The organism is Mesorhizobium sp. M1D.F.Ca.ET.231.01.1.1 (genome assembly GCF_003999155.2).
Taxonomy (GTDB): domain Bacteria; phylum Pseudomonadota; class Alphaproteobacteria; order Rhizobiales; family Rhizobiaceae; genus Mesorhizobium.
In genome coordinates this window covers 325,006-337,366 of the sequence record NZ_RZOZ02000004.1, presented here as the reverse complement: position 1 = coordinate 337,366, position 12,361 = coordinate 325,006, and the positions used below count along the sequence as shown (strand labels likewise).

The 12,361-nt window shown below is 66.2% G+C and carries 12 protein-coding genes; 5 read left to right on the top strand and 7 right to left on the bottom strand.

The annotated features are described in order from the left end of the window. The first annotated feature begins 98 nt into the window (after nt 1–98). Together EN874_RS14220 and EN874_RS14215 are read left to right on the top strand one after the other, a co-directional pair. The gene (locus EN874_RS14220; protein ID WP_127425295.1) at nt 99–572 is read left to right on the top strand and encodes a DUF992 domain-containing protein; all 474 of its coding nucleotides are present in this window, start codon (nt 99–101) and stop codon (nt 570–572) included. 233 nt (nt 573–805) lie between these two features. Beyond that, nucleotides 806–2,257 carry an MFS transporter gene (locus tag EN874_RS14215; RefSeq protein ID WP_127425294.1) on the top strand — a complete coding sequence of 484 codons (1,452 nt, stop codon included), beginning with the start codon at nt 806–808 and terminating at the stop codon, nt 2,255–2,257. Here EN874_RS14215 and coaBC read toward each other — a convergent pair. The 3 genes from coaBC to ubiE form a co-directional block, all read right to left on the bottom strand. Then, nucleotides 2,254–3,726 carry a bifunctional phosphopantothenoylcysteine decarboxylase/phosphopantothenate--cysteine ligase CoaBC gene (coaBC, locus tag EN874_RS14210; protein WP_210235992.1) on the bottom strand — a complete coding sequence of 491 codons (1,473 nt, stop codon included), beginning with the start codon at nt 3,724–3,726 and terminating at the stop codon, nt 2,254–2,256. The genes EN874_RS14215 and coaBC overlap by 4 nt on opposite strands. 73 nt (nt 3,727–3,799) lie before the next feature. Then, complete coding sequence (ubiB, locus tag EN874_RS14205) at nt 3,800–5,374, bottom strand: 2-polyprenylphenol 6-hydroxylase (protein ID WP_127425293.1); 1,575 nt, start codon at nt 5,372–5,374, stop codon at nt 3,800–3,802. Nucleotides 5,375–5,417: 43 nt separating this feature from the next. After that, nucleotides 5,418–6,194: a bifunctional demethylmenaquinone methyltransferase/2-methoxy-6-polyprenyl-1,4-benzoquinol methylase UbiE gene (ubiE, locus tag EN874_RS14200; RefSeq protein WP_127425292.1), complete on the bottom strand. Its 777-nt coding sequence runs from the start codon at nt 6,192–6,194 to the stop codon at nt 5,418–5,420. A 169-nt stretch (nt 6,195–6,363) separates the two neighbouring features. Between ubiE and EN874_RS14195 the strand changes: the two genes are divergently transcribed. From EN874_RS14195 to EN874_RS14185, 3 genes are all read left to right on the top strand, one after another. After that, the gene (locus EN874_RS14195) at nt 6,364–7,338 is read left to right on the top strand and encodes an adenosine deaminase (RefSeq protein WP_127425291.1); all 975 of its coding nucleotides are present in this window, start codon (nt 6,364–6,366) and stop codon (nt 7,336–7,338) included. Nucleotides 7,339–7,493: 155 nt separating this feature from the next. Continuing rightward, the gene (gene upp / locus EN874_RS14190) at nt 7,494–8,123 is read left to right on the top strand and encodes a uracil phosphoribosyltransferase (protein WP_067002624.1); all 630 of its coding nucleotides are present in this window, start codon (nt 7,494–7,496) and stop codon (nt 8,121–8,123) included. 105 nt (nt 8,124–8,228) lie between these two features. Continuing rightward, the gene (locus EN874_RS14185; RefSeq protein WP_127425290.1) at nt 8,229–8,795 is read left to right on the top strand and encodes a TIGR02281 family clan AA aspartic protease; all 567 of its coding nucleotides are present in this window, start codon (nt 8,229–8,231) and stop codon (nt 8,793–8,795) included. Between the two features lie 8 nt (nt 8,796–8,803). On the opposite strand, the gene deoA is transcribed toward EN874_RS14185, so the two are convergent. The 4 genes from deoA to EN874_RS14165 form a co-directional block, all read right to left on the bottom strand. Then, nucleotides 8,804–10,120 carry a thymidine phosphorylase gene (deoA, locus tag EN874_RS14180; protein ID WP_127425289.1) on the bottom strand — a complete coding sequence of 439 codons (1,317 nt, stop codon included), beginning with the start codon at nt 10,118–10,120 and terminating at the stop codon, nt 8,804–8,806. After that, nucleotides 10,120–10,926, bottom strand: coding sequence for a purine-nucleoside phosphorylase (locus tag EN874_RS14175; RefSeq protein WP_127425288.1), 807 nt, complete (start codon nt 10,924–10,926; stop codon nt 10,120–10,122). Before EN874_RS14175 ends, deoA begins: the two co-directional genes overlap by 1 nt. Next, a complete protein-coding gene (gene cdd / locus EN874_RS14170) occupies nt 10,923–11,315 on the bottom strand; it encodes a cytidine deaminase (RefSeq protein WP_127425287.1) in 393 nt (130 codons plus the stop codon). The genes EN874_RS14175 and cdd overlap by 4 nt, the downstream gene beginning before the upstream one ends. A 73-nt stretch (nt 11,316–11,388) precedes the next feature. Continuing rightward, entirely contained in the window at nt 11,389–12,360 is a 972-nt protein-coding gene (locus EN874_RS14165) for an ABC transporter permease (protein WP_127425286.1), read from the bottom strand. Nucleotide 12,361: the final 1 nt, after the last annotated feature.

Sequence of the window (12,361 nt, the reverse complement as noted above, 5' to 3'; positions counted from 1 at the left end):
GCTTGCCATTCTCGCGCCAAGTTTTCGGCGGAACGCTCCACGCACCTCGACCGTTAAATCGGGGCTAGTTTTCGAATTTTGCGAAAGGGACCTTCCCGATGATCAAGAAGCTTGTTTGTGCCGCGGCGCTGGCCACCACGGTCCTCGCCTCCCCCGTCAGCGCCGGCACGCTCCGGCTCGGCACGCTCGACTGCACCATCGACGGTGGCGTCGGTTACGTCATCACCTCCAACAAGGGCGTGTCCTGCGTTTTCCGCCCCTACCATCACGGTCCGTCCGAGCTCTACACGGGCATGATCTCCAAGCTCGGCGTCGATGTCGGCCAGACGCATCAGGGCCAGCTCGTCTGGGCGGTGCTTGCCGGCACGCGCAGCCATGACGCGGGCGACCTCGCCGGCAGCTATTACGGCGTCAACGCCGAGGCCAGCGTCGTGACCGGCGGCGGCGCCAACCTCCTGGTTGGCGGCCTGAACGGCGCCTTCATGCTGGAGCCGCTGAGCGTCCAGGCGCAGACCGGCGTCAATCTGGCCGTCGCGGTGGCCTCGCTGGATCTCGTCCACTCCTACAAGTGAAGCCTTTCAATCAGTCGTTTTGATTGGAACGGATGCGGCCCGGGACACTCGTTCCGGGCCGCATCCTTTTGGCGCTGACCGCCTGTGTGAATTCGTGGCTCTGCCCAATCGCGATAGCGCTGAAAAAGTCTCTTGAGCTCAACCGCCCTTGAGGTTCTACAAGCCCAGCCGAACTGGATCTGGCGCTTCATTCGAAAAGCGGGTGAGGCTGCGGAAAAAGGCAGGAGATCGGCGTGACGGCAGCAGGCGGCAATAAGGCGGGCGTAAACAAGGTGGATTGGCAGGCGCTGTGGGCGAGCGGCGACCTGGCGCGCTTCTGCTTCGTCAGCCTGGGCATCCTGCTGCATGCCACCAACGAGACGATGGTGGCGACCATCATGCCGGCCATGGTCGGCGAGCTGGCCGGCGTGCAGCTGGTCGGCTGGTCGCTGGCGATCTACGAGCTTGGCGCCATTGTCGCCGGCGCCGCGGCCGGCAGGCTGGTCAGCTATGTCGCGCTGCGCTCCAACACGATGGTCGCCGCCCTGCTCTACGCGACTGGCGCGCTGATCTGCGCCACGGCCCCCTCGATGCCGCTGTTCCTCGCCGGGCGTCTGGTCAAGGGCCTCGGCGGCGGCGCACTTGTGTCGCTGGCCTTCGTCTCGGTCGAGCGGCTGTTTCCCAGCACCATCTGGCCGCAGCTCTTCGGCATCATGTCGGCGATCTGGGGCGTCGCCGCCTTCAGCGGACCGATGCTCGGCGCGCTCATGACCGAGTTCCTGTCGTGGCGCTGGGCTTTCGGGTTCTTCACCTTCGGCGGCGCGGCGATGGCGCTGGCAAGCTTCATCGTGCTGAACACCCCCGAGGCGACGAAGCCGCGGGCGGGCAGCCGCACGGCGCCGCCCTTCCCCTATCCGGCGCTCGCCTGTCTCGCCATCAGCGTGATGCTGATCGCAGCCGCCGGCATCGACATCGCCCTGTTGCGCTCGTCGCTGCTGCTCCTCCTCGGCCTGGCCGGCCTGGCCCTGTTCTTCCGCATCGATGCCCTCTGGCCGCGCTCGCGCCTCTTCCCGTCTCCCTTGTTCTCATGGCGCTCGCCGCTTGGCTCGGGCATGACCATGGTCGCGGCCTTCTCGGTCGCCACCTGCACCTTCACCATCTACGGGCCGCTGCTTCTGACCACGCTGCACGGCATTCCGATCCTGACCACCGGCTACATCATCGCCGCCGAATCCATCGCCTGGTCGATCCTGTCGATCCTGATCGCCAACGCGCCGCTCGAACGCGAGCGGCTGATCATCGTCGTCGGCGCGCTGATGATCGCCTCGGGTCTTGCCGGCTTCGCCTACACCATACCGGCAGGCTCGATCCCGCTGATCCTGTTCTGCGCCCTGCTGCAAGGGGGCGGCTTCGGGGTTTGCTGGCCGTTCCTGACGCGCGTCATTGTCGCCTCGGCCCGGGAAGGCGAGCAGACGATCGCGTCGGCCGCCGTGCCGACCATGCAGCGCATCGGCTACGCGGTGGGCGCAGCGCTTGCCGGCATTGTCGCCAACGCCAGTGGCTTTTCGGAAGGCCTCAATCGTGAGGCGGCCGCGGGCGTCGCCGGCTGGCTGTTCCTCGCCTTCGTGCCGCTTGGCATCCTGGGCTGTGTCGCTGCTCTCAGGATTGCCGTTCCGGCCATGCGGCCTCGGGAGGCAACCAGCTAAACCACGATCGTTTTCAGCCGCTCGGCGATCAAAGCGGCGAGCCGCGCCGCCACCTCGTCCTTGCCCATCTCCGGCCATTCCTCGACGCCGGACTTGGAAACGATGCGCACCCTGTTGCGATCGCCGCCCATCACGCCGGACGGGCCGATGCCGCTCTCATGCGAGACGTCGTTGGCGACGATGAGATCGGCGCCCTTTTTCTTCAGCTTGGCCTCGGCATTGCCGATGAGGTCCTGCGTCTCGGCGGCGAAGCCGACGACGAGGCCCGGCGGCTTGATGTGATGGCCGACTCCCGCGAGAATGTCGGGATTCTCGACCATCTTGAGTGAAGGCGGTCCCTCGCCCGCCACCTTCTTGATCTTCTCGCCGGCGGCACTGGCCGCGCGCCAGTCGGCGACCGCGGCGACGAACACCGCCGCATCCGCCGGCAAAAGGCGCTCGACCGCCTCCTTCATCTCGGCCGCGGTTTCGACATGCGTCGTCGTGACCCCGGCCGGATCGGCGATACTGACCGGACCGGACACCAGCCGGACATCGGCGCCGAGCTTCGCCAGCGCGGCCGCGATCGCATGGCCCTGCTTGCCGGACGAGCGGTTGGCTATGTAGCGCACCGGGTCGATCGGCTCATGCGTCGGCCCCGAGGTGACGATGATCCTGCGGCCGGCGAGCGGCTTCGGGTTCTCGTCGAGCATCGCCTCGATCGCGGCCACGATTTCCAGCGGCTCGGCCATGCGACCCTCGCCGGCCTCGTTGCTCTCCGCCATCTCGCCCCTTGCCGGACCGACGAAGGCGACGCCGTCCTTCTGCAGGGTGGCCCGGTTGCGGCGCGTCGCCGGGTGCGACCACATTTTCGGATTCATCGCCGGCGCCATCAGCACCCTCTTGTCGGTCGCCAGAAGCACCGTCGAGGCAAGGTCGTTGGCATGGCCGTTGGCAAGCTTCGCCATCAGGTCGGCGGTGGCCGGCGCCACGACCAGAAGGTCGGCCTCGCGCGATAGCCTTATATGGCCGACATCGTGCTCGTCATGGCGGTCGAACAGCTCGGTGAACACGTGGTCGGCCGAAAGCGCCCCGACCGAGAGCGCGGTGACGAATTCCTGCGCCGCGGCCGTCATCACCACTCGAACGGACGCGCCGCGTTCACGCAGGCGCCGGATCAGGTCGAGCGCCTTGTAGGCGGCGATACCGCCGCCGATGATGAGCAGGATGCGCTTAGCAGAAAGCGTTCCGCGAGTTCCCAGCCTGCTGGATTCGGCAGAGGCGGGCGTTGTTTGCTGGCCGGGCTCGGTCAGCGCACGCAGCGTCTTCTCGATCTGGTCGATGCGGTCGGCCTGTCCTGCCCGGCCTTCAACCGCCGCCCGGATCATCGCCCGCGCCTGCTCCTCCATCGAGCAGCCATTTTCGGCCGCCAGTTGTCGCAGCAGGTCCTTGACCTCATCGTCGAGGTTGCGGATCGTGATGCTGGCCATCTGATTGCGCCCACCTCAAACCGTCGCTAGCAATGATAGCAATGCAATCAGGCTGCGGCAAGGCGGATGGCGGTCAGAAAATCCGCCAGGCGATATAAGCCAGCGTCAGCGCGATGAGCCAGAGCGCCAGGCGGCCGGAGCGGGTGTGGCGCGCCTCGGCCTTGCCGATGGCGCGCGCCGTCGCCTCGTCGAAGCGCAGGCCATGTTCGGCCATCAGGTCGATTTCGCGCGACAGCCGCTCGGTGCGGGCCGCAATGTCCGGCGCCTGCCTGGCCAGCGCCAACAGTGCCTTGCCGGCGTCGCGCGCATCGGTGAGCATGCCGCGCGGGCCGAGATTGCTGGCGATCCAGTCGCTGACCACCGGCTCCGACGTCTTCCACATGTTGAAGGCCGGATCGAGCGTGCGGGCGACGCCCTCGACCACCACCATGGTCTTCTGCAGCAGGATCAGTTCCGGCCGCGTCGCCATGTCGAAAAGCTCGGTGACCTCGAACAGCAGCGTCAACAGCTTCGCCATCGAGATGGTCTCGGCCGACTGGCCGTGGATCGGCTCGCCGATGGCGCGGATTGCCTGCGCGAAGGCCGAGACATTGTGCTGGCGCGGCACGTAGCCGGCCTCGAAATGCACCTCGGCGACGCGGTGATAGTCGCGCACGATGAAGCCATAGAGGATCTCGGCCAGGAAACGCCGCTCTTTCCTGGCAAGCCTGCCGGCGATGCCGAGATCGACCGCGACGATAGTGCCGTTCGCCTCGACGAACAGATTGCCCGGATGCATGTCGGCATGGAAGAAGCCGTCGCGCAGCGTATGCCTGAGGAACGATTGGATGAGGTTGGCGGCGATCGCCTTGAGATCGTAGCCGGCGGCGGCAAGGCCGGCCAGATCGTTCATCTTGACGCCGTCGATCCACTCCATGGTAATCACGTCGCGGCCGGTCCGCTCCCAGTCGACCGCCGGCACGCGGAACCCCGGATCGTCCTTGGTGTTTTCGGCGAGCTCGGAAAACGCAGCCGCCTCGAGCCGCATGTCCATCTCGACCTTGGTGGTCTGCGCCAGCGTCTGGGTCACCTCGATCGGCCGCAGGCGGCGCGAGGAGGGAATGTATTTCTCCTGCAGGCGGGCGGCGAGGAAATAGCTCTCGAGGTCGTGGAAGAAGTGGCGGCGCACGCCGGGGCGGATCACCTTCACCGCCACCCGCGACACTATCCCTTCACGAACGACTTCGGCGCTGTGCACCTGCGCGATCGAGGCGGCGGCCACGGGCTCGCCGAAGCTCGCATAAAGGTCGCCGATCCTGCGCCCGAGCGAGGCCTCGATCGCCGCGATCGCCTCCGCTTTCGGGAAGGTGTGCATCTTGTCCTGCAGCAGGGCGAGATCGAGCGCCATGTCGTTGCCGACGACATCGGGCCTTGTCGCCAGGAACTGACCGAGCTTGACGTAGGATGGCCCCAGCCGCACCACCGCCTGCGCCAGCCGGTCGCCGCGCTGGTGGCGCCTGGCGCGGCGGCGGGTGAGCACGCGCGCCAGCCGCCAGCCGAGCTTCGGCATGCCGGAGAGCTCTTCGCCGGGCAGCGCCGCGACGACGCCCTCGCGGACCAGCACCCAGCCCGCCCTGGCGAGCCGGAAGGCGGCGCCGACGCTGGTCATCGCCCGCCCTGCTTCAAGGCGTCCTGCTTCAAGGTTTGCGGCCTCAAAGCTTCCAGCCCGAATGAAGTGCCGCGATGCCGCCGGAATAGTTGCGGAAAGTGACGCGATCGAAGCCCGCGCGGGTGATCATGGAAGCGAAATTCTGCTGGTTGGGGAATTTGCGGATCGATTCCACCAGGTAGGAATAGGGTTCGCCGTCGCCTGTCACCGCCTTGCCGATTTTGGGGATGGCGTTGAACGACCAGGCCTCATAGGCCTTGTCGAGCAACGGCATGTCGACCTCGGAGAATTCGAGGCACAGCAAGCGCCCGCCGCGCTTCAGCACGCGAAAGGCCTCGCTCAGCGCGACATCGATGCGCGGCACGTTGCGGATGCCGAACGCGATCGTATAGGCGTCGAAAATGCCGTCCTCGAACGGCAGCGCCTCGGCATTGGCCTCGACGAAATCGGTGTTTTCCGAGAGGTTTTTCTTCTCGGCCCTGTCACGGCCGACTTCGAGCATCGAGCCGTTGATGTCGAGCACCGTGGCATGCGCGTGGCGGTGGCTTGCCTCAATCATGCGGAAGGCGATGTCGCCCGTGCCGCCGGCGACGTCGAGCACCTTCCAGCCCGCCTTTTTGGGAGGATTGAGCCACGCGATCATCGCGTCCTTCCACAGCCGGTGCAACCCGCCCGACATCAGATCGTTCATGAGGTCGTATCGATTGGCCACCTTGTGGAAGACGTCGTTGACGAGGGACTGCTTGTCGCCCGCGCCCACCTTCCTGAAACCATAGGAGGTTTCCATGCCGCCCGCGGCCGTGGTTCTCTCAACTGACATTATTTTGATCCGCCATAAAACCGGCGGGACCATAGCCGATCGATGGGGCCGGCGCTATTGTCCAAAGCGCGGTTTTCGGCCGCGCCTTGGAGACGGGTTCGGGAAGAGTCTCGCATGATTTTTCCGCCCGGAATCGGCGCGAGAACAAGATACCGCACGGGATGGCCGCATGATTTTGAAAGCAGAATTGCACTGCCACATCGAAGGGGCAGCGGCGCCCGACCTTGTCGTCAGCCAGGCCCGCAAATACGGCAAGGACCCTTCGCCCTATATCCAGGACGGCTCCTTCGTCTGGCACGATTTCACCTCCTTCCTCGCTGCCTACGACTTCGCCTCAGACCTGTTTCGCAGCGAGGAGGACTACGCCCGCCTGACCGACCACTATCTCACCAGCCTCGCCCGCGACGGCGCCATCTATTCCGAGATCTTCACCTCGCCGGATCACGCCAGGAAGGCCGGTCTCTCGCCCAAGGCCTATACGGATGCTCTCGGCGAAGGCATGGCCCGCGCCAAGGCCAGGACCGGCATCGAGGGGCGCATGATCGTCACCGGTGTGCGGCATGTCGGCGTCGAGGCGATCGAGCAGGCCGCGCGCTTCGCGGCGCGCTGCGGCCATCCGCTGGTGACCGGCTTCGGCGTCGCCGGCGACGAGCGCATCGGCGATTTCGAGGACTATGTGCGGGCTTTCGAGATCGCGCGCGAGGCGGGCCTCGGCATCACCATCCATGCCGGCGAGCTGATTGGCTGGGAAAGCGTCAAGGCAGCGCTCGACCACATCCGCCCGTCGCGCATCGGCCATGGCGTGCGCGCCATCGAGAATCCCGACCTCGTTCGCCGCATCGCCGCCGAGGGCGTGGTGCTGGAATGCTGTCCCGGCTCCAACATCGCGCTCAAAGTGTTCGGCAGTTTCGCCGACCACCCTTTCCCGGCGTTGCGCGCGGCCGGCTGCAAGGTAACGCTCAATTCCGACGACCCGCCCTATTTCTGGACTTCGCTGAAGCGCGAATACGACATCGCCGCCGAGCATTTCGCGATGGACGACAAGGCGCTTGCCGCCGTCACCAGGACGGCCATCGAGGCGGCCTTCGTCGATCGGAAGACCAAGGCGATGCTGCTGAGCCGGTTGGACGTGAAGGCGCGGTGAGTAGGGAATAGTGAGTAGTCAGTAGTGATCGATTTTGGCCGTGTGCGCATCGCGCGGTTGAAGGCTGACGCTTTCCCTCAGTCAGGGACTCGCAAATCGGCTCACTATTCACTAGTCACTATTCACTACCCACTGCGAACCAGTCGGAGCACATCATGCAGGGCGTCACCGTCGTCGACCACCCCCTCGTCCAGCACAAGCTGACCATCATGCGCAAGAAGGAGACCTCGACCGCCGGCTTCCGGCGGTTGCTGCGCGAGATCTCGCTCCTTCTCGGCTATGAGGTCACCCGCAACCTCGAGCTGACCACCACCACCATCGAGACCCCGATCGAGGAGATGGAAGCGCCGACGCTGGAGGGTAAGAAACTGGTCTTCGCCTCGGTGCTGCGTGCCGGCAACGGCCTGCTCGAAGGCCTGCTCGATCTGGTGCCGGCGGCGCGCGTCGCCCATATCGGCCTTTACCGCGACCATGAGACGCTGGAGGCGATCGAGTATTTCTTCAAGGCGCCGAGCGACCTCGCCGACCGTCTGGTGATCGTCGTCGACCCGATGCTTGCGACCGCCAATTCGGCGATCGCGGCGATCGACAAGCTGAAAGGCCGCGGCGCCACCAACATCCGCTTCCTCTGCCTGCTCGCGGCGCCCGAAGGCATCGAGCGCTTCACCAAGGCGCATCCCGATGTCCCGATCTTCACCGCCTCGATCGACCGCCAATTGAACGACAAGGGCTACATCATGCCCGGTCTCGGCGACGCCGGCGACCGCATGTACGGGACCAAGTGAGCGCTTTTCTTAACCGCTCGTTTACGAAACGCCGTGGTTCCGGCGCGCGTTAAAGCTGAAAACACCATGTCGGCTTAAGGATCGAGCCTTCACGAAGGCCGATCCATGCTGCGCAAGCTTCTCCTCCTTGGCGTCTTTGTCGGAAGCTCGGCATCGATACCGATCGTCTATCAGTCGAACCCGCAGATGGTCGAAACCCTGCTGAGACCGGCGGTTGCCGCCAAGCCGGCGATCCCGCAGGCGCAGCCGGACGTCGATCTCGCTTCGGTTCCAGCCAAGCCGGCGACGCCGCTGCCGCTCGGCCGCCAGGTGCTGGTCAATGCCGACCAGCGCGGCCATTTCACCTCGGCCTTCAAGTTCAACGGCCGCCAGATCGACGGCATGATCGACACCGGCGCGACGCTGGTTGCGATCAACACCTCGACGGCGCGGCGGATCGGCATCTCGCTCAACCAGTCGGACTTCAGCCACCAGGTGAACACGGCTAACGGCGCCATCAAGGCCGCGGTGGTCACGGTCGACCATCTGCAGATCGGCAAGATCTCCGTCGACAACGTCCAGGCGGTGGTGCTCGACGACCGGGCGCTGCAAACCAATCTGATCGGCATGAGCTTCCTGCAGCGGCTGCAGAAATACGAAGTCGAGAACGGCGCCCTGCTGCTCGTCCAATAGGCGCGATATTACAGAGGCAGGATCCGCCTGAGCACGGTCTTTTCGGCGGATGGCTTCGAGGCTCCGACCGTATAAGCGGAACGCACCGTCGCGGCGGCAGCCTCGGCGTCCGCTCCGGTCCGCGCGTGGACCAGCGCCAGCGCCTCGCCCGCCCGCACCTCGGCGCCGACCGGCAACAGCCTGGTGAGCCCGACGGCGTGATCGATCCTGTCGTCCGGACGGGTGCGCCCGCCGCCGAGGCCAACGACGGCAAGCCCGATGTCGCGCGTCGCGATCCCGGTGACGAAGCCGTCGTCGGCCGCTTGAACCGCCAACTCCACCGCCGCTTTGGGAAGATATTTTTCCGCATTCTCGACGAAGTCGGCGGGGCCGCCGAGCGCCGTCACCATGCGCGCGAAGACCGCCGCCGCGCGGCCGCCGGCCAGCGTCTCGGCGGCGCGCCTGATCCCGTCCTGGTTGGACGAGACGATTCCGGCCGATTGCAGCATCTCTGCGGCGAGCGCCAGCGTGACGTCCTCCAGCCGCCGGTCGCGGAACCGGCCGGTCAGGAAGTCGACCGCGTTCTTCACCTCGACCGCATTGCCGGCGGCCGAGGCGAGCGGCTCGTTCATGCCGGTCACCAGCGCCGAGGCCTTGAGACCCGCGCCGTTGGCGACCTCGACCAGGCTGTTCGCCAGCGCGACCGCGTCGCGCGACTTCTCCATGAAGGCGCCGTTGCCGACCTTGACGTCGAGCACCAGCGAGCCCAGGCCCGCCGCAAGCTTCTTCGACAGGATCGAGGCCGTGATCAGCGGCACCGACTCGACCGTGCCGGTCACGTCGCGGATCGCGTAGAGCCGGCGGTCGGCCGGCGCCAGATCGGCGGTCTGGCCGATGATGGCGAAGCCGGTCTCGAGCACCGTCTTGCGCAGGCGCGCCACATCCGGCTGGCTGGTGTAGCCGGGAATGGCGTCCATCTTGTCCAGCGTGCCGCCGGTATGGCCAAGGCCGCGTCCGGATATCATCGGCACATAGGCGCCGCAGGCGGCGACGATCGGCGCCAGCATCAGCGAGACATTGTCGCCGACGCCGCCCGTCGAATGCTTGTCGGTGACCGGGCCCGGCAGATCGGACCAGTCGAGCACATCGCCGGAATCGCGCATGGCGATCGTCAGCGCCACCGCTTCCTCGCGGCTCATGCCTTTGAGGAACACGGCCATGGCGAAGGCGCCGATCTGTCCCTCCGAGAGCGTGCCGGCCGTTATTCCCTCGATGAAGGCCGAAATCTCGGGCGTCGAGAGCTTGTGGCCGTCGCGCTTGCGGCGGATGATTTCCTGGGGGAGCATCAGCTTTCCGGCAAGCCTTGCTCGAAGACGCGCCGCAGGATCGTCGCCAGCCGCGCGCCGCCGACCGGCGCCATGTCCTTGGTTTCCTGGTGCGAGAGTTCCGCCCCGGTCATGCCCGCCGCCAGGTTGGTGATGACTGAGCAGGCGGCGACCTTGAGGCCGAGGAAGCGGGCAAGGATGACTTCCGGCACGGTCGACATGCCGACCGCGTTGGCGCCCATGACGCGCGCCATGCGGATCTCGGCCGGCGTCTCGAAACATGGTCCCGAGAACCACATGTAAACGCCCTTGTGAAGCGCGGTGCCGGTTGCCTTCGCCGCCGCCTCGATCGCCTTGCGCAGGCCGGCGTCATAGGCCTCCGTGAGGCCGACGAAGCGGCGGTCGCTCGGCTCGCCGATCAGCGGATTGGAGCCGGAGAAATTGATGTGGTCGGTGATCATCATCACCGAGCCCGGCCCCATCCCGGGGTCGACCGAGCCGGCGGCGTTGGTGAGGATCAGATGCGAGATGCCGATGCCGGCAAGCACCTCCAGCGCCGGGCGCATCGCGGCGGCGTTGCCGTGCTCGTAGTAATGGGCGCGGCCGGACAGCATCAGAACCGGCGTGCCGGCGAAATGCCCGGCAACGACCTCGCCGGCATGGCCGGAGACGCCGCTGCGCGGGAAGCCCGGCAACTCGGCATAGGAGATGCGCCTCTTATCCTCGACCTGGTCGACCAGCCCGCCGAGGCCGGAGCCCAGAACAAGCGCCGCGGTCGGGGCCAGCCCGTCCAGTTTCTCGACCAGATGATCCAGCGCTTCCTTCATTTCAAGATATCGCCCCTGAAGCCGTAAGGCAGCATGTCGCCCATGGTGACGGTCTCGACCACGCCGCCATCGTCGCAGAGATAAAGCTTCGTCTCGGGCCGGCAGAACTCCGCCAGCCGCTGGCGGCAGCCGCCGCAGGGCGAGCATTTCGCCATGCGCTCGGCGATCACCGCGATCTCGGTGATCTGGCCGCCGCCGCCCATGATGTAGTGGCCGAGCGCGGTGGTCTCGGCGCACCAGCCTTCGGGATAGGACGCCACCTCGATATTGGCGCCGGCAAAGACGCGCCCGTCCTCGGTGCGCAGCGCCGCGCCTACAGGAAACTTGGAATAGGGCGCATAGGCCTTGGCCATCGCCGTCTTCGCCGCTTCGAACAGATCATGCGACATTTGCTTCTTCTCTCCCACGATCTTGTTCAGAAGCCGGTTGCCGAAGCTGCCGAACCCTTATGCAGTCCAGGCCTCAGCGTTCCTTCACGTAAGGCACGCCGCCGGCGCGCGGCGGGATCGCCTTGCCGATGAAGCCGGCGAGCAGGATGACGGTGAGCACATAGGGCAGCGCCTGCATGAACTGCACCGGCACCTTGCCTATGATGGGCAGCGGCGAGCCTTGCAGCCGGATCGCCGCCGCGTCGAGGAAGCCGAACAGCAGGCAGGCGAACATGGCGTTGACCGGCTTCCATTTGGCGAAGATCAGCGCGGCAAGTGCGATATAGCCCTTGCCCGCGGTCATGTCCTTCACGAAGCCGCCATTCTGCACCATGGAGAGATACGCGCCGGCGACGCCGGTGAGGATGCCGGTGCAGATCAGCGCCCGGTAGCGCAGCCAGGCGACCGAGATGCCGGCGGTGTCGACGGCGGCCGGGTTCTCGCCCACGGCGCGCATCCTGAGGCCGAAGCGGGTGCGGAACAGCGCCCACCAGGTGAACGGCACCATGGCGAAGGCGAAATAGACCAGGATCGAGTGGCCGGAGATCAGCTCGGCATAGATCGGCCCGAGGATCGGCACGTCGCGCACGGCTTCGGCGCCGGGCCAGATGATCGCCTCGAAGCGTTCGCCCGGCTGCAGCGCCGGCGTACGGCCACCCTGCTGGAACCAGGCCTGGCCGAGGATGATGGTCGAGCCGGCGGCGACGAAGTTGATGGCGACGCCGGAGACGATCTGGTTGCCGCGATGCGTGATCGAAGCGAAGCCATGCACCATGGCGAAGGCGACCGAGATCAGGATGGCCATGCCGAGGCCGATCAAGGCGGAATGGAAGACGGAAGCTGCCGCGGCGCCGGCGAAGGCGCCGACCAGCATCTTGCCTTCGAGACCGATGTCGAAGATGCCGGCCCGCTCGGAATAGAGGCCGGCGAGGCAGGCAAGCAGCAGCGGCACCGACAGGCGGACGGTGGAATCCAGAACCTGGACGGTCGCGTTGAAGACGTCCATC

What these genes read in the sequence shown, in the direction of transcription:
- deoA (WP_127425289.1), bottom strand. Translation starts at nt 10,120, where the DNA reads ATGCTCCCCCAGGAAATCATCCGCCGCAAGCGCGACGGCCACAAGCTC.
- EN874_RS14185 (WP_127425290.1), top strand. Translation starts at nt 8,229, where the DNA reads ATGCTGCGCAAGCTTCTCCTCCTTGGCGTCTTTGTCGGAAGCTCGGCA.
- EN874_RS14220 (WP_127425295.1), top strand. Translation starts at nt 99, where the DNA reads ATGATCAAGAAGCTTGTTTGTGCCGCGGCGCTGGCCACCACGGTCCTC.
- upp (WP_067002624.1), top strand. Translation starts at nt 7,494, where the DNA reads ATGCAGGGCGTCACCGTCGTCGACCACCCCCTCGTCCAGCACAAGCTG.
- cdd (WP_127425287.1), bottom strand. Translation starts at nt 11,315, where the DNA reads ATGTCGCATGATCTGTTCGAAGCGGCGAAGACGGCGATGGCCAAGGCC.
- ubiE (WP_127425292.1), bottom strand. Translation starts at nt 6,194, where the DNA reads ATGTCAGTTGAGAGAACCACGGCCGCGGGCGGCATGGAAACCTCCTAT.
- EN874_RS14165 (WP_127425286.1), bottom strand. Translation starts at nt 12,360, where the DNA reads ATGGACGTCTTCAACGCGACCGTCCAGGTTCTGGATTCCACCGTCCGC.
- EN874_RS14175 (WP_127425288.1), bottom strand. Translation starts at nt 10,926, where the DNA reads ATGAAGGAAGCGCTGGATCATCTGGTCGAGAAACTGGACGGGCTGGCC.
- EN874_RS14195 (WP_127425291.1), top strand. Translation starts at nt 6,364, where the DNA reads ATGATTTTGAAAGCAGAATTGCACTGCCACATCGAAGGGGCAGCGGCG.
- coaBC (WP_210235992.1), bottom strand. Translation starts at nt 3,726, where the DNA reads ATGGCCAGCATCACGATCCGCAACCTCGACGATGAGGTCAAGGACCTG.
- ubiB (WP_127425293.1), bottom strand. Translation starts at nt 5,374, where the DNA reads ATGACCAGCGTCGGCGCCGCCTTCCGGCTCGCCAGGGCGGGCTGGGTG.